This is a genomic window from Azonexus hydrophilus DSM 23864 (assembly GCF_000429605.1).
GTDB classification, from domain to species: domain Bacteria; phylum Pseudomonadota; class Gammaproteobacteria; order Burkholderiales; family Rhodocyclaceae; genus Azonexus; species Azonexus hydrophilus.
This window is the reverse complement of sequence record NZ_AUCE01000011.1, coordinates 616,850-641,335: the sequence shown is the minus strand read 5'-3', so window position 1 is coordinate 641,335 and position 24,486 is coordinate 616,850. Positions and strand designations below refer to the sequence as shown.

The following is a 24,486-nucleotide window of genomic DNA, read 5'->3' as shown; positions in this document are numbered from 1 at the left end:
TCGACGTAGCGACGCTATTTGCCGCAAAAGCTCAACGGGCGCAAAGCATGGCTTTGAATTGACCTTCCAACGAGATCGCTCGCCCGGAAAGCACCCGTTGGCGCTCTCGATAGCGGCTCATGATCTCCTGCCGGGTAAGCAAAGGCGGTTTCACGGCGTTTGCGCCCGGCCCCGCGCTGTAAAGCGGAGTCTGCCCGCCCTTGCGATTGCGCCGCCAGGCCGAAATATGAACGCGCCCCTGCTTCATCAGCACATCCATGTAGCCACCGTTCTTGATGGTATTGGTCGACAGGCCGGCCAGTTCGGCAATATCCCGGTAGCCAAGATTGGCTGAGCCTTCAAGTGCGGCAACGATTCTTGCCATCCCCACCGAATCGCGATCCCTGGTTTGAAATTTTGGCCGCGGACAATCCGGACCGGCGCCCGCTGCATAGATCGGCGTGGTGAATCCATTGTGGTTCTTTGCCCACCCCTCCACCCGAATCAAGCCCATGGCCTTCATTTTTTTCAGATAGCCCCCACCCTCCAGGGTTTTCGCCGCGACAAAGGCATGCTGCGAGATTTCCTTTGCCGACAACGGGCTTCTGGATTGCAGGAGCGCCAGGATCCTGCGCATCGCCGGAGAAAGCGCACGCTCGGCATCGGGTACAAGCTGCGGACCCGCTGTTTGCGCGAGAGGGGTCAATGAAGGCATGGCGCCAAGACTCAGACGCGGAACCGGGAAACAGCCGACTGCAACTGTCGGGCGGTGGTATCCAGTGTTTCCGCCGCCTTCGACGTCTCATGGGCAATGGCGCTGGCTTCCTCGGCCTGGGTGGCGATCTGCTCAATCCTGACGGCAACGTCATTGGAAGCGGTTGACTGCTCGCGCAGCCCGCTATCGACATCGCGGATGACTTCAGCCACCTGTTGCGCCAGGTCGCGCAACTGAGCAATCGAATCCCCCGCCTGTCCGGCAAGCTTGACGCTGCTGTCGGCCAGTTCCACCCCGTGACTGACACCGCCGACAACCTGCCCGGTCGATTGCTGGATTGCCTTGACCATGGCGCTGATCTCGCCGGTTGACACGGAGGTCCGCTCAGCCAGCTTGCGCACTTCGTCAGCAACAACCGCAAACCCACGCCCGCTTTCACCGGCCCGCGCCGCCTCGATCGCGGCATTGAGCGCCAGCAGATTGGTCTGGTCGGCAATGTCGCGAATGACCAGAACAATGCTCGATATCTTCTCCGACTCGCTCTTGAGTTCCTCGATCTGGGTCGCTGCATCGCGCACCACCGAGGAAACCTGGTTGATGCTGGAAACCAGCCGGTGAATGGCATCGTGCCCCTGTCCGGCCTGATTGTCGGAAGCCGCGGCAAGACGCGCCGCTTCCCCGGTACTGTCGGAGACATGGTTGATCGATACGGTCAGCTCCTCGACATTGGCGGCAATCGCCGATGCTGCGGAACTTTGGATCGACGACGACTCATCGATCATTTCAACCGAGTGCTTGAGCGAACCGGAGGCTTCGAGCACCTTGGCTGCGCCCTGCAGCGATTCGCTGATGGTCTGGCGCAGGGATTCCTGCATGTGGCTGACCGCCTGCAGCAATTTGCCGATCTCGTCGGCTCCGCCCACCGGCACCCGCTCGGTCAGATTGCCCCCGGCAATACGCTCGGTAGCCTCGACCGCCACATTGAGCTGGATCGTCATGCGCTGTGCGATAAGATAAGCGACCAGCAAGGCCATCAGGGAGCCGAAGATCAGCCCGGCAAATGCTGCATTTCGCCCCGTATCAAGCTCATTGCGCGCCTGATCGATGTAGCCCTTGGTGTCCTCGCGCCGGAGTTCGGCAAGCTCGCCAACCCGGTCACGCAACTGGTTGGCGTTGCTGACCCACTCGGTTCGGCGCAACTCCTGGGCGCCGGCTTCGTCGCCACCGGCAGCCAGCGCAATGGCCTTCTCCACACTGGCCTTGTAGGCATCGGCCGCCTTGAGTGCGGCCTGGAAGACCTGGCGCTCGCGCTCGCTGGACAGCAACTTCTCGTAATCGGCGAAAGCCGCCCGCATCGTACCGTCGAGTTTCTCCAGGTCCTTCGCCATCCTGGCTTTTGCCTCAGCCGATCCCGGCAACATGTACTCCAGACTGCGCACACGGTAACGCAGACGCAGCTCACTGATATCGGCCGCGAGTTTCAATGCCGGAACTTCCTTTTCGGCAATCACATCGACATCGTCATGGACCAGATGCAATTCATACACGGCGAAAATGATCGCGGCAATGAGGACACCGCCACTGAGGGCAAAATTGACCATCAGTTTCATGCGGATTGACAGATTATCGAACCAATTCATGGATCCTCCCGGCTTGGCGAATGACAAACATGGCCCGACTCTATAAGTAATCGGGAAAAGGGACTATCCCCATTTCCGGGTAGAAGCCCCTGCCGGGAAGGGGTTTTCAGCCCTTGAGCAGACCCTCGCGCAGCGCGTATTGGGTCAGTTCGGCAATTGAACCAAGCCCCAGCTTGGCCTTGATGTTCTTGCGGTGGGTCTCGACTGTCCCGGTCGATATGCCCAGAAACCCGGCAATCTCAGCGGCCCGCATGCCGCTGGCGACACAACGCAGGACGGATATTTCGCGCGCCGTCAGCGGCGAGCTCCCGCAAGCGGCATTCGGCTTCAGCGCCCGGCAGGCATCGGCACATAGATAAGTACTACCGGCCATGACGGCCCGGATGGCGGCCAGCAGATCTTCCCCGCCTGCCGATTTGACGACGTAAGCACCGGCGCCTGCCTGCAGCATTGCCTCGATGAAAAATCGTTCCGCATAACCTGACAAGGCAACGATCTTCAGGCTGGGCATCAACTGCAGCAACTGGCCGGCAAGATCGACCCCGCCGAGGTCAGGCAAACCGACATCGAGCACCGCAACATCCGGTCGCTGGGTGTCGACCAGCACCAGCGCCTCTGCCGCATTGGCCGCCCCCCCGACAATCACGATGTCGGAAACACGCTGCAATTCAAGCTGCAGGGCTTCACGAAATATCCGGTGATCGTCGATCAAACCGATCCGTATAGGCATCACCCCTCCCCACTCAAGGGCATGCGTAGCGTGATCCGGCTTCCCTGGCCAGGCTGACTCTCAATCTCGAAACTTCCGCCCATATAGACCATGCGCTCCCGGATGCTGGCCAGCCCGAAGCCCGCGCTGGATGAGTCATTCTGAAAACCACGCCCGCTGTCCTCGATGACGAACACAACTTCCGATACGCTTTCGACAACCCCGACATGAGCCTGCCCGGTGACGGCGTGACGCGCCACATTGATCAGCAATTCGCGAATGCAGCGAAACAGCATCGATGCCTGCACCGGCTCAAGCCGAGTGCATGTTGCATTCCCAGACGAGACCTGAACCTCCAGTCCATACGCATCCCCCATTTCCGTGGCCAGCCAGTACAGTGCCGGCAGCAGCCCGAGCTGATCGAGCACCGGAGGAGATAGCTGGCTGGTCAGCGATCGGACCCGGGAACTGGCATCATCCAGAAAGATATCCAGCTGCCGGCATAAGGTCAGTGCCTCGCCTTCCTGGCAATGGCTGGTCAGCGCATCGAATTTCAATCTCACGACATGCAGCAACTGCCCGAGATCATCGTGCAGGTCGCGAGCAATTTCCCGTCGTTCCCTTTCTTCCGCAAGCGCCATTTCGACCGCCAGGCGTCGCAAGGCCTGAGTCCGCTCGACAACACGCTGCTCAAGCTGCTCATTGGCCTCCAGCAAGGCCAGCTTGGCTTGTCTGCGTGCGGTGACATCACGCCCGACTGACTGCACTTCCAGCAATTTCCCGTCGGTATCGAAAAATCCGCGATTGATGAACTGCATCCAATGCAGCGTCCCGTCCCCCGCATACACCCGGTTTTCGATCGTCACCACGGGATTGTCAGGCGACAACTCAGCGAGCTTCGCATTGATCAGCGGCAGATCGTCCGGATGGGCAACCGGATGCCAGCACTGGCCAAGCAGTTCGCTCAATTCCTTGCCAAAAAACCGGCAGTACACATCGTTGGCGTAAAGAAAAACGCCATCGGCCCGCAGACGCGAAATAGCGTCGGTCTGCGCTTCGAGCACCGCCCGGTAGCGCTCTTCACTCTCGCGCAGTTTCTGCTCGACCTCCTTGACGTCCGACATGTCTGTCACCAGGACAAAAAAACCACGCACCTCGCTGCCCAGGCAATCCGGCACGTAGTGTGTCAGCGCATGACGTGGCGGACCACCGTGCGGTCTTGGGATGAGCCGCTCGAAAACCTGTGCTTCCCCGCGAAGGACCGCTTCGATACGCGGCCGGTTGCTCTGGTAAAGCGCCTCGCCGATCACTTCGCTGATGTGCTTTCCTGGCAAGGTTTGCGGATCAATGTCGAACCATTCCCGATAAGCGTGGTTGCCGAAACGGTTGCGCAGTTCCTTATCCCAACAGCCGATCAGGGCCGGCATGTTGTCGATAATGATCTGCAATTCATGCTCGCGTTCATGCAGGGTCCGAGCCAGTAAGGTATCCACGAGAACGTCCGCGATCGGCTAAATCGTGACCAACAAGCTCTCGTCCCAGGCCGGATGCCGGTCGTAGCCAAGCAAGGCGGCGACCGTCGCCGCAATGTTCGACAGGCCGGCAGTTTCCGTCTGACGCAGGGCCAGCCGGCCACCGCTGGCGGCGTCGAACAGGATCAGCGGCACTGGATTGAGCGTATGCGCGGTCTTGGCCTTGAACGAGCCATCCGGGTTTTGCGCCGGCTGCCTGGTTTTCTTGTCGAGTTCGAACATTTCGTCGGCGTTGCCGTGATCGGCGGTGATCAGCGCCACGCCGCCGGCTGCCTCGACCGCTTTCAGCAAACGCCCGAGCGCCAGGTCGACGGCTTCCACGGCCATCGTCGCCGCGCGGAAATTACCGGTATGGCCGACCATGTCGCCGTTAGCGAAATTGCAGCGGAGCACCCGGTACTGGCCGGACTGGATCGCCGCGATCATGGCGTCGGCGATTTCGGCCGCCTTCATCCACGGCCGCTGCTCGAAGGGCACGACATCGCTCGGAACTTCCTGCCAGGTTTCGCCGGCGAACTTGCCGGAACGGTTGCCGTTCCAGAAATAGGTGACATGGCCGAACTTCTGCGTTTCGGAACAGGCGAACTGCGCCAGGCCCAGCTTGCTGAACCACTCACCAGAGGTGTCCTTGATCGCCGGCGGCGCTACTAGAAAACGCTTGGGCAACTGCAGGTCACCGTCGTACTGGAGCATGCCGGCGTAAGTCACCTGCGGGTAGCGGATGCGGTCGAACTTGTCGAAATCCGCCTCGACGAAGGCGCGGGTGATCTCAATCGCGCGGTCGCCACGGAAGTTGAAGAAGACGACGGAGTCGCCGTCCTCGATGGTGCCGATCGGCTGGCCGTCGTCGGCGATGACGAATTCGGGCAAGTCTTGATCGATGGTGCCGGGATGGCTTGCCCGCAGGCCGTTCACCGCCGCCGTTGCATTCGGGAACTGCCGCCCTTCGCCCAGAACATGCGTCTTCCAGCCTTTCTCGACCATCGCCCAGTTGGCGTCGTAGCGGTCCATGGTGATGTACTGGCGCCCGCCACCGGAGGCGATGCGGGCGTCGAACCCTCCGGTCGATTGCTCGGCCAGGAAGGCTTCGAAGGGTACAACGTAGTCGAGCGCGCTGGTTTCCGGCACGTCACGGCCATCGAGCAGGGCGTGGATGCGCACGCTGGCAACGCCTTCCGCCTTGGCGCGCAGGACCATGGCCTTCAGATGATCGATGTGGCTATGCACATTGCCGTCAGAAAATAGCCCGAGGAAGTGGATCACGCCACGCCCGGCCTTGGCGCCGGCAACGATCTGCTGCCAGGCCTCGCCGGCCCAGATGCCGCCGTCGGCTATCGCATTGGCGACCAGCGCCGCCCCCTGAGCATAGACCTGACCGGCACCGATGGCATTGTGGCCGACTTCGGAATTGCCCATGTCGTCGTCGGACGGCATGCCGACTGCCGTCCCGTGTGCCCGCAAGCGGATATTCGGACAGATCGCGAAGAGCCGCTCCAGGTTTGGTTTTCGGGCAGCGGCAATGGCACTGCCCGCATCATTGGCCGGCAAACCGTAGCCATCCATGACGATCACGACGACGGGACCGGCAACGCCGGGAAAAGCAGCGAGTTTTTGCAGCATGAAAGTTTCCTGCGGAAAATTGATCCGACGAACTGGCAAGGCCGTCAGACGCTTGCTCATGACACGTAAAAGTTGCACATTTTAACCTTGACAGCTTGCCTTGACCGAGACAGATGAAATAAGTAACAATAATAACAAAATCACAAGGATGCACCAATGGCAGAACGAGATTCCCTGACAAGCAGGACAGCCCGCCCGGTGGTTTTGGCCGTCGATGATCTACCATCGAATCTCGCGGTGGCCTCGGCCATGCTGGAAGAACTGGATGTGGACATCCGCCTCGCCGAGAACGGCCGAACTGCGCTGCAGTACGCGGAACTCGCTCCGCAACCCGACCTCATCCTGCTCGACGTGATGATGCCCGGCATGGATGGTCACGAGGTGCTGGCGCGCCTGCGTAGCAATCCGGCCACCCAGCACATCCCGGTGATCTTCGTCACCGCCCTCGACAGCCCCGGCGACGAACATTCCGGGCTGCTTGAAGGCGCCGTCGACTACATCGCCAAGCCCCTGCAGGCGCCGGTTTTCCGGGCTCGCGTTCGCAACCACCTGGAGCTCAAGCTGGCCAGGGACCAACTGGCGCGGCAGAACGCCTCGCTGGAGGAGGAGGTTTCCCGGCGCCTGCTGGAAAATCAGCAACTGGCCACCCGCCTGCAACTGACCTTGTCAGCCTCCGGCCTGGGCATCTGGGAATTTCATCGCGACGGCGAGCGCATGGTGTGGAATCCCGACCTTTGCCGGATGCTCGGCCTGAGCGAATCGCCGGAAACATTGAATGCCAGCCTGGCTTATTTGCATCCGGAAGATCGCCCCCGCATCGAACACGCCATCCGGAATCCGCCACCGCCCGGCACCGAAATATCCGTCGAGGAATTCCGTTTGCGCCATGCCGACGGGCACTGGCTGTGGGTCGAGGGGCGCGGTCAGTCCCTGCGCCTCGACGAAGGCGGCGGCTCGCTGCTCAGCGCTGGCACGATCACCGACATCAGCCGGCGCAAGCAGATCGAGAGCGAACGCCAACTCACCTCTGTCGTATTCACGGGAATCAGCGACGGGATCTGCATCACTGACCCGGAGGCCCGCATTCTCACCGTCAACAAAGCTTTCGTTCAGGTCACCGGCTACAGCGCCGAGGAGGCCATCGGCCAGACGCCGGCACTGCTCAAGTCAGGCGTACATGGCCAGGCTTTTTACCAGGGTTTGTGGGACAACCTCCATCACGAAGATAGCTGGCAGGGTGAAATCACCAACCGACGCAAGAATGGCGAACTGGTCACCGAGTGGCTGCACATCTCCGCCGTCCGTGACAGCAATGGCAAGCTGACGCATTACGTTGGCCTGTTCAGCGACTTGTCCGAACGACGCGAGGCCGCCGAACGCATCCAGTACCTGTCGAGCTACGACCCCTTGACCGATCTGCCCAACCGCAATCTGCTGAGCGACCGCCTGGCCCAGGCGCTGATCAACGCTGACCGGTTTGAGCGCCAGACGGCAGCGATCCTGCTCGACCTCGACCATTTCCGCCTGGTCAACGAAAGCTACGGCCCCCCGATCGGCGACGCCCTGCTGCAGGAAGTCGCTCGCCGTCTACAAGGCCTGCTGCGTGAAGGCGACACCCTGGGCCGCCGCTCCGGTGCCGAATTCGGTTTCGTCATGGCCAACCTCAGCCACGAGCGTGACGCCATCGACTTGGCTCAACGCCTGCTCGACGCCATCGCCGAACCTTTCACCGTAGATGATCAGACGCTGTTGCTCACGGCCAGCATCGGCATCAGCCTGGCGCCGCGGGATGGCAACGCTGCCGACGACCTGTTCAAAACAGCCGATATCGCCCTGTCCCGCGCGAAGCAGGCTGGACGCAACACCTTCCGCTTCTATGCGCCGGAAATGGATGCCGACGCAGCCCGCCGACTCGGCCTGGAAAGCGCCCTGCGCGGCGCGCTCAAGAACAATGAACTGGCGGTTCACTACCAGCCCCAGGTCAGCCTGGAAAGCGGCCGGGTGATCGGCATGGAGGCTCTGCTGCGCTGGCAGAACCCGGCTTTCGGCAAGGTCTCCCCGGGCGAGTTCATCCCCCTTGCCGAAGATAACGGGATGATCATTCCAATCGGCGAGTGGGTACTGTCAACGGCCTGTGCACAAGCGCGCCGCTGGCTCGACCTGGGCCTGACCATGCCCCTGCGCCTGGCAGTGAACCTGTCGGCACGTCAGTTCCGCCAATCCGACCTGGACCGGACTGTCGCCCGGGCACTGGCCGAAAGCGGTCTGCCCGCCGACTTGCTCGAACTGGAAATTACCGAAAGCGCCTTCATCGACGACGCAGAAGATGCCATTTCCATGTGCCGCAAGCTCAAGCAGCTTGGGGTCAAACTCTCGCTCGACGACTTCGGCACGGGCTATTCCTCGCTCTCCTACGTTTCGCGTTTTCCCTTCGACAAGATCAAGATTGACCAGAGCTTTGTTGAAGACATCATCGAGAACCCGGTAAACGCTGCCATCGCCACGGCCGCCATCGTCATGGCCCGCAGCCTGAATCTGGCGATACTTGCCGAGGGCGTCGAGACCGAAGCCCAGGCGCGTTTCCTGCGCGGCCGGCGCTGCGACGCGATCCAGGGCTTCCTGTTCAGCCCGGCCCTGCCGGCTGCCGAATTCGAACAACTGCTCGCCGGACGGACCAGCCTGCCGATCGCCGACATCCCGTCGAGCGGCAAGCAGACACTGCTCATCGTCGATGACGAACCGAACATCCTCAACGCCCTGTCGCGTCTGTTGCGCCGAGAAGGTTTCCATATCCTGACCGCAACCTCGCCGCTCGACGCCTTCGAACATCTGGCCAAACAACCGGTCCAGGTGATCCTGTCCGACCAGCGCATGCCCGACATGTCCGGCACCGAGTTCCTGGCTCGGGTTCGCCAGCTTTATCCGGAAACCATCCGCATCGTCCTTACCGGCTACACCGATGTCGACTCGATCACCGGTGCCATCAACCGGGGCGCCATCTACAAGTTCCTGACCAAACCCTGGGACGACGACCAGCTACGTGAGGAGATCCGGGAGGCCTTCCGGCTGGCCAAGGACAAGCAGCGTGACAGCCATGATGGAGAAACCCCTTGACCCTGACCGAGCCCGGTACTGAGTCCCCCCTGATCTGGCTGCTGCTTGCCCTGATCGGCCTGCTCGCCCTGATCTTGCCTGGCTTGTTGCAGAACCGCCTGCAACGCGAAAAGCGTCAATTCCGTGCTTTCTTCGAGCAAGCCATGGTCGGCATGGCGCGCTCGACCATCGACCGTCGCTGGATCGAGGTCAATCCAGCGCTCTGCAGGATACTCGGCTACTCTCAGGACTTCCTGACCCAGTGCGACTGGATAACGCTGACCCATCCCGAGGATCGCGAACACAACCTGCAGTTGTTGAACGCCGCACTGGCTGGCGAACGGGACGAAATATTGCTGGAAAAACGCTTCCTCCGCCCTGATGGCAGCATCGTCTTCGTCAACCTGGCAGCCCGGGCCGTCCGTCTGAACAACGGCCAGGTCGATTATTTTACCGTGGTCATCGAAGACATCACCCAGCGCCAGCTTGCCGAAAGGCAGTTTGCCAACCAGGTCAATCGTTCGCTGGCATTGATCGAGCTCCCGCAGCAAGCAGAAACGCTGAACGAAGAGGAGTTCATGCTGCAAGCGCTGGAACGCGCGGAATCGCTTACCGCCAGTCAGATCGCCCTGTTGCATGTTGTCAACGACGGCGAAAACCAGATCCTTTTGAAAGCGTGCTCCCGCAAGACACCGGAAAGCTATCGCAGCAATCCTGGCGGCCCCTGGAACGACGTTGCGAGCACTGCAAGTCCGCTGCTGATCAATGCATTTGCTGATGAGGAGTTACCCACACTCCATCGCCTGGTCAGCGTACCCGTAATCGAGAACCAGCATGTCCGGATGGTCTTCAGCGTCGGCAACAGCCGCGAGGATTACGACAACTACGATGTCGAAACCGTCCAGTTGCTGGCCAACGAAACCTGGCGCATCGTCCGCCGCCAGCGTGCTGACCGCGACCTGCGGCTGGCCATGCAGGTCGTCAACGCCAGCCCGGTGGTCTGTTTCCGCTGGGCGGCCAGCAACGGCTGGCCGGTGGTTTTCGTTTCGGAGAATGTCAGCCAGTGGGGCTACACGCCGCAACAACTACAATCCAACCAGCCCGCCTTTGCCAGCATCGTGCACCCCGACGACCTGACCCGGGTCGGCGACGAGGTCATGCGCCATACAGCAGCCGGGGCCAGCGGTTACGAACAGGAATACCGCCTGATCACCGCCGACAACCGGGTGATCTGGGTGGTCGACCGGACCAAGGTGACCCGCGACGCGCACGGACTGCCGGTTTTCTACGACGGGGTGCTGACCGACATCACCGAGCGCAAGGAACAGCAGCTCCTGATCGCCGATAACCTGGCCCGCCAGCAGCAACTGAACAAGCGTCTGGAAGAAGCCAACAACCAGTTGCTGCAATCGGAAAAAATGGCTTCGATCGGCCAGCTGGCCGCGGGCATTGCCCACGAGCTGAACAATCCGATCGGCTTCGTTCATTCCAACCTGGGCACACTGAGCGGCTATGTCGACGACCTGATGACCATCCTCGACGCCTACGCCGACGCGGCGGCGCGCCAGGGAGAAAACTGTCCCAACCTGAAAGCCATCGAGCAATTGCGCGAGGAGCGCGACTTCGACTTCCTCCGCGATGACATCTTCAAGTTGCTCGCCGAGTCTAAGGACGGCCTGGGCCGGGTGCGCAAGATCGTGCAGGACCTGAAGACATTTGCCCGCGTCGGCGAGCAGGAGTGGCAGGAGGCCGACCTGCACCAGGGACTCGATTCGACGCTGAACATCGTCTGGAACGAACTCAAGTACAAATGCCAGGTAGTCAAGGAATACAGCGAGCTTCCGCCGGTGTTCTGCCTGATCTCGCAACTCAACCAGGTGTTCATGAACCTGCTGGTCAATGCCGGGCACGCCATCGAGCAGAAGGGAACGATCACCATCCGTACCCGCCGAGTGGACGCGGACAAGGTATGCATCGAGATCGCCGACACCGGCAAGGGCATTCCGCCGGAGAACCTGCGCCGCATCTTCGAACCCTTCTTCACCACCAAGCCGGTCGGCCAGGGTACCGGCCTCGGCCTGTCGGTGTCCTATAACATCGTCCAGCGCCATCAGGGCCAGCTCACCGTAGACAGCGAACCCGGCCGCGGCACGACCTTCCGCATCACCCTGCCCATCCACCCCGACACCAGCGCCGCCCAGGAGAAAACATCATGAGCGAGACCAGCGACGCGCCCACCCTGCTGCTCGTCGACGACGAAGCCAGCATCCTGTCCGCCCTGCGCCGGCTGTTCCGTCCGCAGGGCTATCGCATCCTGACAGCCGAAAGCGGTGCCGCCGGCCTGGAAATTCTCGAACGCGAAACGGTCGATCTGATCATTTCCGACATGCGCATGCCGGAAATGGACGGCGCCACCTTCCTCAAGCAGGTCAGGCAGCGCTGGCCTCAGATCATGCGCATCCTGCTTACCGGTTACGCCGACATCAGTTCGACCGTGGCCGCGATCAACGAAGGCGAAATCTACCGCTACATCGCCAAGCCCTGGGACGACAGCGAGATCCAGACCGTCGTCCGCGAAGCCCTGGCGCGCCAGCGCCTGGAGTCCGAGAACCGCCGGCTGACCGCGCTGACGCAGGCGCAAAACGAGGAACTGAAAACCCTCAATGCCAGCCTGGAACAGAAGGTCGCCGACCGCACGGCGGAATTGCGCCAGGCCCTGACCTTCGTCGAACAGGCACACGGCGAACTGAAGAAATCCTTCATGACCAGCGTCCAGGTCTTTGCCGGCCTGATCGAACTACGCAGCGGCCCGGCCGGCAAGCAACTGGCCGGGCACGGTCGACGCGTCGCCGAAAATGCCCGCAAGCTGGCCAAGCGCCTCGACCTGGGCGAAGCCGAGGTTCAGAACATCATGCTCGCCGGCCTGCTGCACGACATCGGCAAGCTCGGTCTGCCCGACGACTTGCTCGGCAAGCCCTACAACCTGCTCGGTGTCGAACAACGCACGCAGGTAATGAAGCACCCGATCATCGGCCAGAACATCCTGCTCGGCATCGAGCGCTTCCGCGATGCCGCGCTGATCGTCCGCCATCATCACGAATGCTACGACGGCAGCGGCTACCCCGACCGCCTGGCCGGCATCGCCATCCCCCAGGGGGCGCGGCTGCTGGCGGTAGCCAACGATTACGATTCGCTGCAGGTCGGCACACTCGTGCAACGCCCGCTGAAACCCGCCGAAGCGCTCGATTTTCTGGTCGAGAACCGGGGCAAGCGCTACGACCCGGCGGCCGTCGATGCCTTTGTGCCGATGATTGCCGAAACGCTGAAGACCGGGCCGGTCGAAATCCCTTTACGCACCATGCACCTGAAACCCGGCATGGTCGTCAGCCGCGACCTGATGCATCGCGATGGCTACCTGCTGCTGGCCACCGGCAGCCTCCTCAAGGCCGAAATCATCGCCCAGCTGGAACGCATGGAACAGGTCGAACAACACCACCTCACGGTTTACATTCGCCAGGAAGAAAAATGAGCCGCATCCTGATCGTCGACGACGAAATCTCCATCCTGAAAGCCCTGCAGCGCCTGCTCCGGGTCGCCCCCTGCGTTTATGGCAACAAGCAGTTCTCGCTCGAAGTCGTGGCCTGCGAATTTCCCAGCGAAGCGCTGAAGCACGCGCGGCAGGGCGAGTTCGACCTGTTCATCAGCGACTACCGGATGCCGGAAATGGACGGCATCGAGTTCCTCAAGCAGGCGCGAGCCCTCCAGCCCGACGCCGCCCGCCTGATCCTGTCCGGCTACGCCGACCTGAATGCCCTGGTTCGCGCGGTCAACGAAGTCGGCATCGAGCGTTTCATCGGTAAACCGTGGAACGATTACGAGCTGATGTCGGCCATCGCCCAGGCCCTGGCCCATCGCGAACTGCTGCTGGAGAACCGCCAGCTGGCCGACCTGGTGCGCGTGGAAATGGGCGACAAGACCGCCGAACAGATCGAAGCCGAACGCCTGGAAAGGCTGGAACCGGGGATCACGCGCGTCAATTGGGGACCGGACGGATCGGTCGTCCTTGACGACGACAACTGAAGCACACAGCGCCACGAGGAAAACCATGGACGCCTTTGTCTGGGACCAACGCTACATGACCGGTGAAGCACAGGTCGACGGCGAGCATCAGGAACTGGTGCGCATCATCAATGCGCTGATCGACCTGCAATCGAAATATGCCTCGCCCGAGACGGTCACCCAGGTACTCGACCAGCTGGTGAATTACGCCGTCGTGCACTTTGCCCACGAAGAAACCCTGATGGCCGAAAGCCACTGCGATCCGCGTTTCATCGAACGCCATACCGCCGTCCATCGCAGTTTTGCCGAACAGGTCGTGCGCCTGCGCGATTCTTCCGCCGATGGCAGCGATCTTGAGTACCTGCTGAATTTCCTGACCGGCTGGCTGGCCCAGCACATCCTCGGCATGGACAAGGCCATGGTCCGCCAGATCGAGTTGATCCGTGGCGGCAACAGCCCGCAGGCGGCCTACGACGCGGCGGCGAAAATCACCACCGACCCGGCGACGTCGAGCATGCTCGATGCGATGGCCTCGCTCTACCGCATCATCAGCGCCCGCAACGACGCTTTGAGCGAACTCAACCGCGGCCTCGAAGCCAAAGTCGCCGAACGCACCGAAGCCCTCAAGGAGAGCAACCGGCGCCTGCTCGAATCCGAACACCGGCGCTCGACCGAAACCCGGCGCAATCTGGAACTGTTCCTGTCGCAGATCATCGACGGCGATCCGGTACCGACCCTGGTGATCGACGCCTCGCACCGCATCACCCACTGGAACAAGGCCTGCGCCAACATCAGCGGCCTGCCGGCGGAACGCATGGTCGGCACCTGGGATCAATGGATGGCGTTCTATCCTGCGGCACGACCGATCATGGCCGACCTGATCGTCGATGGTAGCCTCGAGGAACGGTTCAACACTTATTATCACAACCTCTTCCGGCGCTCGAAAACCATTGAGGATGCCTTCGAGGCAGAAAGCTTCTTCCCCAACCTCGGCGAGAACGGGCGCTGGCTGTTCTTCACCGCCGCCCCGATCCGTGACGGCGAAGGCCGCATCATCGGTGCCATCGAGACCCTGCAGGATGTCACTGACCGCCATCTGGCTGAGGATGAACTGCTGAAATACCAGGAACAGCTGGAAGCCCAGGTCGAAGCTCGAACCCGGGAGCTGGCCAGCACCAACCGCCAACTGGAACGCGAACACGCAGAATTGACTACCCTCCTCGGCAAGATCGACGAAACCCAGCAGCAGTTGCTGCAGTCGGAAAAAATGGCCGCCATCGGCCAGTTGGCGGCGGGTGTCGCCCACGAAATCAACAACCCGGTCGGCTTCGTCAATTCCAACCTCGGCTCGCTGAAAAGCTATACCGGCAACCTGCTGCGCTTGATCGACGCCTACGAAAGCGGAGAGCCTCAGGCCATTGCTGCCGCCCGCCAGGCGGCCGATCTGGAATTCCTGCGCGAAGACCTGCCATCCCTGCTGGCCGAGTCGCAGGAAGGCCTCGACCGGGTCACCCGCATCGTTCAGGATCTCAAGGACTTCTCCCGCGTGGACCAGGCCGAACACCAGCGGGCCGACCTCAATGCAGCGATGAACAGCACGCTGAACGTGGTCCGCAACGAACTCAAGTACAAGGCCGACGTCATCGTCGAGCTCGGCGATATCCCGGAAATCGACTGCGTGCCGGCGCAACTGAACCAGGTATTCATGAACCTGCTGGTCAATGCCGCCCAGGCCATCCCCGAGCGCGGCAAGATTTTCGTGCGTTCAGGCGTCGAGCGCGATCACGTCTGGTTCGAGATCGAGGACACGGGTTGCGGCATGTCGGCAGAAACCCGGCAACGCATCTTCGAGCCCTTCTTCACGACCAAACCGGTCGGTAAAGGCACCGGCCTCGGCCTGTCGATTTCCTACGACATCATCGTCAAGCGCCACCATGGACGCCTGGATGTGCACAGTGAAACGGGCAAAGGCACGACCTTCCGCATCTGGCTACCGATCGTCCAGTCGGCAGAAACCTAGAACAGTTCGGTCTCGCCGTAGCTGGGGCTGGCGAAGGTGCCGCGTTCGACCAGTTCGCGGAAGTCGTAGATACGGTTACGGCCGTCCTGCTTGGCCTGGTAGAGGCTGCGGTCGGCCCGGCTGAGCACTTCCACCGGCAGGACTTCGGGATCGACTTCGGCGTAGCCGATGCTGACCGTCATCGATTCGATACGCGGGAAGACATGGGCTTCGATCGCCAGGCGGACGCGTTCGAAGACATTGCGGGCAATGGCCTCGTTCTCGGCCGAGATGATGGCGACGAATTCCTCGCCCCCGTAACGGTAAAGCAGGTCCGAGGAACGGAAAGTGGCCTGCATCAGCCGCGTAGCCAGCAACAGGATTTCGTCGCCGACCATGTGGCCGAACGTATCGTTGATGCGTTTGAAGTGATCGACGTCAATGACCGCCAGCCAGAACTTGCCGGACAACTGGCTGCGCCTTCCGTCAGCACGTTCATGGAAGCTGTCCGGTCGTGCCATCGCCGACCAGATGCGCTCGAAATTGTTTTCCAGCGCCTGGCGATTGAGCAGACCGGTCAGGCGGTCACGCTGGCTGACGTCGAGCAGTGCGTAATAATTCGAGAACACTTCGAGAACGCCGCGTATGGTCGCATCCTCATTGGGCGAAGCTTCATGATCGCGCTTGAAAACGAAGTAACCCAGCACTTCATCACCACCAAGCAGAGGATAGGCGGTCAGCATGTCACCGGCGAAGGATCTCGTGCAGGGTTTACCAAGCAGGCGAACATTCTCCATCAAGGCAAGGATCTCGGGCTGCACATCGGAAACCTGGGCGATTTCCTCGATACGCTCCACCATACGGGCCACGCCGTCGGCCTCGACGACCTTGGAACGATGATAGTGGATCACCCGCGCCAGCAACTGCCCATCGTCCAGGCGGTAGAGCGAGGTATCAAGCACGCCAAGCAAAGGACCGAGCGTGCGCAGCAGGCTTTGCTCGAGCAACTCGGTATCGCGGATCGAGGTCATCATGCCCAGCTTGCCGAGCAAACCCGGCACCCGGAACTGATTGGCGTTGGTCAACATACGCATGAGCTTGCTTTTTTTTGGCGAACGGCCTGACATCATACAAAAAAAACGGGGCCTATGGCCCCGTGAAAGGAAAGAGACTCAAGTCGATTGCTGTTCTCCCTGGTCTCTTGCGCAGAGTTCCTATTTCTGGGCGACGCCGTGGCTGTCGCCGGCTTCGATATCAGAGGTATTGTCGCCAAGGATGGACAAGTCCTCCTTGGCCCGCTGCGCCGCGTTCGGGCGCTCGATCAGCCAGTACAGGACGAGGCCGATCACCACGGCGTAGACCGTCGCCTTCGGATCGGGCATCGCCAGCGTTACCGCGACAATGCCGGCAACGCCGCGTTCGGTGGAGTTCTTCAGTTCCTCCATGCCGACCATGATGCAGATGTAGGCGGTCAGCACCAGGGTCAGCGACAAGGCAATCGGTAGCACTGGTTTGAAGATGCTGACCAGCGGCAGGATGAAGATGGCGATCAGGCCGGTGATCCAGAAAGTCCCGCCACCGCTGTAGATTGAATCCATCGCCTTGCGCCCCAGCGCATAGCGCTCGGCCACCGTGGCATGCGCCGCCGTCCACAACGGGCCGGCCAGGCCGGGCCAGGGCGCGAGCAAGGCGTGCAGGCCGTTGCGCAGGGCGGTCACCAGGTGAACACGGGTAACGTCGAGTTCGATCTTCTCGTCCTCGCGCAGGTGATCGACGCGCTTGCACAGCGTGAAACCGACCAGGATGTCGCCGAAGGCAATGACGTAGGCGATGATCGCGGTTGGAATTGCCAGCAGGAACATGTCCATGCTCGGCATGCCGACATTGAAGACGAGGAAGTTCATCATCAGCCCGAAGTCCGGCTGGGTGATTCCCCACTGAACTTCCGGCAGCGGGTACTCACTCACCGCCCAGCCAACCAGCATGGCGAGAATCATCCCGGGAATCATGCCGAAGTTGGAAATCGCCTTGGCCAGCTTGCTGCTTTCGACCACATGCTTGAACGACAGCGAGAACAGGATGTAAGCGGAGACGATGCAACCGATCAGCAGCGAGATCGGCGTGCTGTCGATGCGCCCGCCGGCCTTCAGCTCACCCATCATGGCGGCGATACCGGCGCCGATGATGATGCCCGACTTGAGCGAATTGGGAATCACCTTGACCAGTTTGTTGCCCAGGCCGGTCAGCCCCAGGAAGAGGAAGATGACGAAGACTTCAACCTGCAGCGCAAACATTGCCTTGACCGCTTCCGGCCCCGGCTCGAAGCCCTGCAGATAGAGCAGCACGACGGGAATCGCCGGCGTGATCCAGCCCGGCACCAGCGGCACCCCCATCAGCGCCGGCAGCAGGTAGCCGATGCCGGCGATCACGCAGAAGGCCAGCGCTGCCTCATAAGGCATGCCGAGATACTTCATCAGCAGCGGAATCATTGCCAGGCTGACCACGAACATGATCAGGCCCTGGATCATTTCCGGGAATTCCCAGCGGTAGTGGATGAACGGTAGCCGGATCTTGAACGGACCCAGCGGCCAATAGGGGTGTTCTGCCCCGTGCTCGCGTTGCATTGCCATGCTGTTCTCCTGTGTGTTTTATGTTTTTTTGCTGCGGGTACTGCGCTTACATGTTCGGATAATTCGGCCCACCGCCACCTTCCGGTACCGTCCACACGATGTTCTGGGTCGGGTCCTTGATGTCGCAGGTCTTGCAGTGCAGGCAGTTCTGCGCGTTGATCTGCAGGCGCGGCGCGCCTTCGTCTTCACCGAGGATTTCATAGACACCGGCCGGGCAATAACGGGTTTCCGGCGCGCCGTACTTGGCGTAATTTACCGACAGGGCCACCGAAGCGTCCTTCAGGCGCAGATGGCTCTGCTGGTTTTCCTCGTGATTGGTCGCCGACAGGAAGACCGACGACAGACGGTCGAAGGTCAGCTTGCCGTCCGGCTTCGGATACTCGATCCTGGCGTAAGCCGTCTTGCTGCCCAGCTGGCTGTGATCGTCGTGATGGGCGAAGGTCCACGGCGCCTTGCCACGGAACAGGAAGGTATCGACCGCACCATAGGCCAGGCCGCCCCACAGGCCCCACTTGAACGCCGGGCGGATGTTGCGCACGCGATGGAGTTCGTCCGACAACCAACTCTGCCTGACCTGCGTGCTGTAGCCGGTCGCTTCCATGCCCCAGTCTTCGCGCGCCAGCAGCTCCAGCACGCTGTCGGCAGCCAGGATCGCCGACTGCATGGCCATGTGCGTCCCCTTGATCTTGGGCACGTTGAGGAAGCCGGCGGTGTCGCCGACCAGCAGGCCACCGGGGAAAGTCAGCTTGGGCACCGACTGGAAACCGCCTTCGGACAGTGCCCGGGCGCCGTAGGAAATGCGCCGGCCGCCCTCGAAGAAACCGCGGATCGAGGGATGCGTCTTGTAACGCTGGAATTCCTCGTACGGCGACAGCCAGGGATTCTGGTAGTCGAGGCCAACAACAAAACCGACGGCGACCAGGTTGTCTTCCAGGTGATAGAGGAAGGAACCGCCGTAGGTGTCGTTGCTCAGCGGCCAGCCGACCGAATGCACGATCAGCCCCGGCTGGTGCTTGGCCGGGTCGATTTCCCACAGTTCCTTGATGCCGATGCCGTAGGTCTGCGGATCGGCCCCGTCGCGCAGATTGAAGCGCTCGAACAACTCGCGCGTCAGCGAACCGCGACAGCCTTCGGCAAAAATCGTCTGGCGGGCGATCAGTTCCATGCCCGGCTGGAAGTTGTGGCCGGGCTGGCCATCCTTGCCGATGCCGAGGTCGCCGGTGGCGACACCCTTGACCGAACCGTCCTCGTGATAGAGCACTTCGGCGGCGGCGAAGCCGGGATAGATCTCGACGCCGAGCGCTTCCGCCTGCTCGCCCAGCCAGCGGCAGAAATTGCCCAGGCTGACGATGTAGTTACCGTGGTTGGCCATCTGCGGCGGCGTCGGCAGCTTGAACGAACCGCCTTCGGTGAGGAACAGGAAACGATCCTCGCCGGCCGGCGTGTTCAGCGGCGCACCGCGTTCCTGCCAGTCCGGGAACAGTTCGGCCAGCGCCCGGGTCTCGATGACGGCACCGGACAGGATATGGGCGCCGATTTCCGAGCCCTTCTCGAGCAGGCACACCGACACCTTGCGACCGGCGGCGGCCGCCTGCTGCTTGAGGCGGATCGCCGCCGACAGCCCCGAAGGGCCGCCGCCGACGATCACGACATCGTATTCCATCGCATCGCGATCGCTACGCATGATGGCGCTCAGAACAGGTCTTCGGCCAGGCCGAGTGCGGACGCCGCACCGCCCATGACTTCGGCGGCGTAGGCGGCAGCAAACGGCAGCTGGTGGGCGGCGAAGTAATCGGCCGTCGCCAGCTTGGCGCGATAGAAGGGATCGGCATCGCCGGCCGCGATGCGGGCCGCGGCGACCGCGGCCGACTTGGCCATCAGCCAGCCGCCGGTGACGATGCCGGTCAGCTTGAGGAAGGGCACCGAACCGGCATGCACGGCCTGCGGCTGCTCGGCATAGGTGGCGAGAATCCAGTCGGTGGCGGTGTTCAGCGCGGCGGCAGCCGCCTTGAGGTTGGCGCCGATGCCGGCCAGTTCGCTGCTCGCTGCCAGTTCGTCGGCAGTGGCGTTGATTTCGGCGAGCATGGCCTTCATGCCGGCGCCCGGCACCTTTTCACGGGCCAGCTTGCGGCCGACCAGATCGTTGGCCTGAATTGCGGTCGTGCCTTCGTAGATGGTGGTGATGCGCGAATCGCGGTAATACTGCGCGGCCCCCGTTTCCTCGACGAAGCCGACACCGCCGAAGACCTGCAGCGCGGTCGACGACAGCTCGACGCCCTGCTCGGTGCTCCAGCCCTTGACCACCGGCGTCAGCAGGTCGATGCGCGCCTGCGCGGCGGCATCGCCGGCGTGCGCCTTGTCGATCTGGGCGGCGGCGTAATAGGCCAGCGTGCGCATGGCTTCGGTACGGGCCTTGCATTCCATGAGCAGACGACGAACGTCCGGATGGTGCAGGATGGGCTTTTTCTCGCCCGACTTGTCGCCGATGATGGCGCCCTGGATGCGCTCCTTGGCGTACCACAGCGCGTGCTGGTAGGCGCGCTCGGCAATGCCGACGCCTTCCAGACCGACGTTGACGCGGGCGTGGTTCATCATCGTGAACATGTAGCCGACGCCCTTGTTTTCCTCACCGATCAGGTAGCCGACGGCGCCTTCCTTGTCGCCGTAGGACATCACTGCCGTCGGGCTGCCGTGGATGCCAAGCTTGTGTTCGAGCGACGAACAGATCAGGTCGTTGCGGGCGCCGAGCGAACCGTCGTCATTGACCAGGAACTTCGGCACCAGGAACAGCGAGATGCCCTTCAGTCCCGGCGGCGCGTCCGGCAGACGGGCGAGCACCAGGTGAATGATGTTTTCGGCAACATCGTGTTCGCCCCAGGTGATGAAGATCTTGGTGCCGGTGATGCGGAACGTGCCGTCGGCGGCGCGCGCGGCCTTGGTGCTGATCGCGGCGAGGTCGGAGCCGGCGTTCGGCTCGGTCAGGTTCATGGTCCCGGTCCAGGTACCTTCGACCATCTTCGGCAGATACTTCTGTTTGAGTTCGTCGGACGCGTGATGGGCGATCGCCTCGATGGCACCGCCGGTCAGCATCGGACACAGGGCGAAGGCCATGTTGGCCGACTTCCACATTTCGTTGACCGCCAGGGTCACCGCTGCCGGCAGGCCCTGGCCGCCGAATTCAGGGGCGAACGGCATGGCGTTCCAGCCGGTTTCGCAGAACAGTTGATAGGCGTCCTTGAAGCCCGGCGAGGTGGTGACGACACCGTCCTTGACCACGGCGCCTTGATTGTCGCCATTGCGATTGATCGGGTCGAGCACACCGGAAGCGAACTTGGCGGCTTCCTCGAGAATCGATTCGACCAGGTCGACCGAGCATTCCTCGTTGCCGGGAAGCGCGCAGATCTCCTCCAGACCGGCGATATCCTTGAGCACGAACTGCATGTCACGCAGCGGGGCAATGTAATTACTCATTCACAGCTTCCTTTCAGGGTAGACGGCACCCGTGGCGTACAGGCGCCCGGCAGCCCGCAATGCGGACCTGGCTACGACATCAACTGAAAAGGATGGCCGGACCTGACGGCCCGGCCCATCTCCTCTCGTTACTTGCTTGGAGTGCTGTTCTCCCTTTATGCAAGTCTTATTTTTTGGTGGCAGAAGCATCGCAGAACACTCTTGCGCAAGTATTGGCGCAATGTAACGAATCATTGCAGACTCTGCCAATGATTGCGCCATGTTCTAGAATCCGGCGATGCCATTCACCGCCCCGCCTGCCGAACCCGCCCGCTGCCAGGACATGCTGCAGGCCGGCCTTGACCTGCTCGATCAGGGCATCAGCGTCTTCGACGACCAGTTGCGGCTGGTGGCGTGGAACCGTCCCTTCCTCGACCTGCTCGAGTTTCCCACCGACCTGGCCCGGGTCGGCACACCCTTCGCCGACTTCATCCGCTACAACATCGAGCGTGGCGAATACGATCCCGGCAATGCCGAAGCGCTGCTGGGCGAGCGCCTGGCTGCTGCCGGCGCCTTCGCCGCCCATGTCAGCGAACGCCGTCGCCCCAACGGCCGGCTGCTGTTGCTGCGCGGCGAACCGTTGCCGCACGGCGGTTTCGTCACGCTCTACAGCGACGTCACCGAGCAGCGCTACCTCGAACACCTGAGCGAACACCAGAACCTGCAACTCGACGAGAAGGTTCGCCGGCGCACCGCCCAGCTCGAAAACGCCAACGCCAACCTGCGCCGGGCCAATGCCGAGAAGGAGCAGATCGCCGCCGCCCTCGGTCGCAGCGAGGCGCGCCTACGCCTGATCAACGACACCATCCCGATCCTGATCGGCTACGTCGACCACAACGAGATCTACCAGTACGCCAACAAGGGCTATTCGGACTGGTACGGCCTGCCGGAAGGCCAGGTCACCGGGCGCTCGGTGATCGAGGTGACCGGCCCGGAAGTCTATGCCCAGGTCGGCGATTTCGTGCGCCGGGCGCTGGCCGGCCAGCAGGTCAGTTACGAGTACCACATGCAACGCCAGGGACAGCAGGTCTTCGCCCACAGCACCCTGGTCCCGGAGCGCGGCGCGCAGGGTGAAACCCTCGGCTTCTTCGTTTTCTCGCACGAAATCACCGAACAAAAACGCATGCAGGCGGCGCTGCTGCAGGCGCAGAAGATGGAAGCCATCGGCCAGCTCACCGGCGGCCTGGCCCACGACTTCAACAACCTGCTGACGGTCATCATCGGCAACCTCGCCGCCCTCAGCGACCAACGCCCGAACGACCCGGCTGTGGCCGATTTCGTCGACCCGGCGCTGCAATCGGCACGCCGAGGCGCCCAGTTGATCAAGCGTCTGCTCAGTTTCTCCCGGCAACAACCGCCGGAGCCGCAGGCGGTGGCGATCAGCCGCTTGATCGACGACCTCGGCCGGCTGATCCGTCGTTCGCTGCCGGAAAACATCGGCATCGCCATCCGCTGCGACGATTCCGGACTTTACGCGCGGGTCGATCCAGCGCAACTGGAAAGCGCCCTGCTCAATTTCGCCGTCAATGCCCGCGACGCCATGCCCGACGGCGGCCGGCTGGAAATTGCCGCTCGCGCCGCCAGGCTGGCGGCCGACGCCGCCGGCTACGACTGCCCGCCGGGCGACTACGTGTGCATCGAAGTCAGCGATACCGGCTGCGGCATGGACAGCGACACGCTGGCCCGTGCCTGCGAACCCTTCTTCACCACCAAGCGCCTCGGTCTCGGCAGCGGCCTCGGCCTGTCGATGGCCGCCGGCTTCATCCGTCAGTCGGGCGGTGGCATGCGCCTGTCGAGCACGCCCGGCCATGGCACGCAGGTCAGCGTCGTCCTGCCGGCTACCGCGGCGCCGCTTGCCACTCCTTTACCAGACGACCCCGGTCTGCCGGAAGCCAGCGGCGAGCTGGTCCTGCTCGTCGAGGACGACCCGAACGTCCGCCAGGTCGTTCGCCAGCAGTTGATCGACCTCGGCCACCCGGTCATCGAGGCCGAAAATGCCGACCAGGCGCTGGCCATGGTCGGACAGATTCCCGACATCGGGATTGTCGTCAGCGACATCCTGATGCCCGGCAGTTGCAATGGCCGGCAACTGGCCGAACAGATAAAAAGAGAGCACCCGCAGATGCGCATCGTGCTGATGAGCGGCTACGCCGACGAGGAAGGACCACGCCAGGAGCAGCAGCCCATCCTGGCCAAGCCCTTCGTCCGTCAGGAACTGGCGGAAGCCCTGCGCCACAGCGGCAACAAGGAGAGACAATGAAGGACAGCGTGAAGGACAACGATGGCGGCAAGCTGATTGCCATCGTCGAGGACGACCCGGACGTCGCCCGCATCATCGAACAGGTACTCGCCGATTTCGGCTTTCGCACCGCCTGGTGCCGCAGCGGCGGCGATCTGCTGCGGCGCCTGCGCAACCTGTCGCCGGTGTTGTGCATCATCGACCTCGGCCTGCCCGACATGGACGGCATCGAGGCCATGCAGCGCGTCCGCGCGCAAACCAATTGCGGGATCATGATCCTGACCGGAAGGGCCCACGTAAGCGACCGGGTGATGGGGCTGGAACTGGGCGCCGACGACTACATGCTAAAGCCCTTCGAACCGCGCGAACTGGTCGCCCGGGTACGCAGCATCCTGCGCCGCCGGGAAACGGTCAGCGACACCCCGCCCAGCCAGATCGCCTGCTTCGGCAACTGGCGCTTCAATCTCGGCAACAACACACTGAGCGGCCAGGATGGGGAGGAGCACGTACTGAGCAACGCCGAAGCCGAGTTGCTCCGGGTTTTCGTCAACCACCCCAATCGCATCCTGCAGCGCGAGAAGCTGATGGGCACGCGCGACGTCAGCCCGAGCGACCGCGCCATCGACGTGCGCATCTCGCGCCTGCGGCGCAAGCTCGAGCCGCAAACCGACAGCCCGTCGTTCATCAAGACCGTGTACGGTGCCGGTTACCTGTTCCTGGCCGCCGTCAGCTGGGCCGACACCGGCCAGGCCGACGGCTGA

General features: G+C 62.3%; 16 protein-coding genes. 7 read left to right on the top strand and 9 right to left on the bottom strand.

Annotated elements, in window-relative coordinates; all coding sequences use genetic code 11:
• Positions 1–31 precede the first annotated feature (31 nt).
• The 5 genes from G471_RS0103665 to gpmI form a co-directional block, all read right to left on the bottom strand.
• Entirely contained in the window at positions 32–694 is a 663-nt protein-coding gene (locus G471_RS0103665) for a hypothetical protein (RefSeq protein WP_157272440.1), read from the bottom strand.
• Positions 695–705: 11 nt separating this feature from the next.
• Entirely contained in the window at positions 706–2,334 is a 1,629-nt protein-coding gene (locus tag G471_RS0103660) for a methyl-accepting chemotaxis protein (protein WP_028994132.1), read from the bottom strand.
• 106 nt (positions 2,335–2,440) lie between these two features.
• Positions 2,441–3,064 carry a response regulator gene (locus tag G471_RS0103655; RefSeq protein WP_028994131.1) on the bottom strand — a complete coding sequence of 208 codons (624 nt, stop codon included), beginning with the start codon at positions 3,062–3,064 and terminating at the stop codon, positions 2,441–2,443.
• Positions 3,064–4,536: a PAS domain-containing sensor histidine kinase gene (locus tag G471_RS16600; protein ID WP_051295252.1), complete on the bottom strand. Its 1,473-nt coding sequence runs from the start codon at positions 4,534–4,536 to the stop codon at positions 3,064–3,066. The genes G471_RS0103655 and G471_RS16600 overlap by 1 nt, the downstream gene beginning before the upstream one ends.
• An 18-nt stretch (positions 4,537–4,554) precedes the next feature.
• Complete coding sequence (gene gpmI, locus G471_RS0103645) at positions 4,555–6,195, bottom strand: 2,3-bisphosphoglycerate-independent phosphoglycerate mutase (RefSeq protein ID WP_028994130.1); 1,641 nt, start codon at positions 6,193–6,195, stop codon at positions 4,555–4,557.
• Between the two features lie 156 nt (positions 6,196–6,351).
• Here gpmI and G471_RS16595 point away from each other — a divergent pair, with 156 nt between their 5' ends.
• From G471_RS16595 to G471_RS18605, 5 genes are read left to right on the top strand one after another with little or no spacing between them, the layout of a single operon-like run.
• Positions 6,352–9,309, top strand: a complete 2,958-nt coding sequence (locus G471_RS16595; RefSeq protein ID WP_081700083.1) for an EAL domain-containing protein — start codon at positions 6,352–6,354, stop codon at positions 9,307–9,309.
• Positions 9,306–11,504 carry a PAS domain-containing protein gene (locus G471_RS18210; protein ID WP_051295250.1) on the top strand — a complete coding sequence of 733 codons (2,199 nt, stop codon included), beginning with the start codon at positions 9,306–9,308 and terminating at the stop codon, positions 11,502–11,504. Before G471_RS16595 ends, G471_RS18210 begins: the two co-directional genes overlap by 4 nt.
• Entirely contained in the window at positions 11,501–12,817 is a 1,317-nt protein-coding gene (gene nosR / locus G471_RS0103630; protein WP_028994129.1) for a response regulator c-di-GMP phosphodiesterase, NosR family, read from the top strand. The genes G471_RS18210 and nosR overlap by 4 nt, the downstream gene beginning before the upstream one ends.
• On the top strand, positions 12,814–13,368 hold the full coding sequence (locus G471_RS0103625; protein ID WP_028994128.1) for a response regulator: 555 nt from the start codon (positions 12,814–12,816) through the stop codon (positions 13,366–13,368). The genes nosR and G471_RS0103625 overlap by 4 nt, the downstream gene beginning before the upstream one ends.
• Before the next feature lie 25 nt (positions 13,369–13,393).
• A complete protein-coding gene (locus tag G471_RS18605) occupies positions 13,394–15,367 on the top strand; it encodes a bacteriohemerythrin (protein ID WP_081700082.1) in 1,974 nt (657 codons plus the stop codon).
• Here the strand turns inward: G471_RS18605 and G471_RS16580 are convergent.
• The 4 genes from G471_RS16580 to G471_RS0103600 form a co-directional block, all read right to left on the bottom strand.
• Positions 15,364–16,440, bottom strand: a complete 1,077-nt coding sequence (locus G471_RS16580; protein WP_245580494.1) for a sensor domain-containing diguanylate cyclase — start codon at positions 16,438–16,440, stop codon at positions 15,364–15,366. The two genes, G471_RS18605 and G471_RS16580, sit on opposite strands and share 4 nt — an antisense overlap.
• Before the next feature lie 120 nt (positions 16,441–16,560).
• Positions 16,561–17,976: a solute carrier family 23 protein gene (locus G471_RS0103610; RefSeq protein ID WP_028994127.1), complete on the bottom strand. Its 1,416-nt coding sequence runs from the start codon at positions 17,974–17,976 to the stop codon at positions 16,561–16,563.
• A 46-nt stretch (positions 17,977–18,022) separates the two neighbouring features.
• Positions 18,023–19,660: an electron transfer flavoprotein-ubiquinone oxidoreductase gene (locus tag G471_RS0103605; protein WP_245580493.1), complete on the bottom strand. Its 1,638-nt coding sequence runs from the start codon at positions 19,658–19,660 to the stop codon at positions 18,023–18,025.
• A gap of 8 nt (positions 19,661–19,668) precedes the next feature.
• Positions 19,669–21,447 (bottom strand): acyl-CoA dehydrogenase C-terminal domain-containing protein, encoded by a 1,779-nt coding sequence (locus G471_RS0103600; RefSeq protein WP_028994125.1) that lies wholly within the window; start codon positions 21,445–21,447, stop codon positions 19,669–19,671.
• A 277-nt stretch (positions 21,448–21,724) separates the two neighbouring features.
• Between G471_RS0103600 and G471_RS16575 the strand changes: the two genes are divergently transcribed.
• Positions 21,725–23,746 (top strand): PAS-domain containing protein, encoded by a 2,022-nt coding sequence (locus tag G471_RS16575; RefSeq protein ID WP_043420667.1) that lies wholly within the window; start codon positions 21,725–21,727, stop codon positions 23,744–23,746.
• The gene (locus G471_RS0103590; protein ID WP_028994124.1) at positions 23,743–24,486 is read left to right on the top strand and encodes a response regulator transcription factor; all 744 of its coding nucleotides are present in this window, start codon (positions 23,743–23,745) and stop codon (positions 24,484–24,486) included. The genes G471_RS16575 and G471_RS0103590 overlap by 4 nt, the downstream gene beginning before the upstream one ends.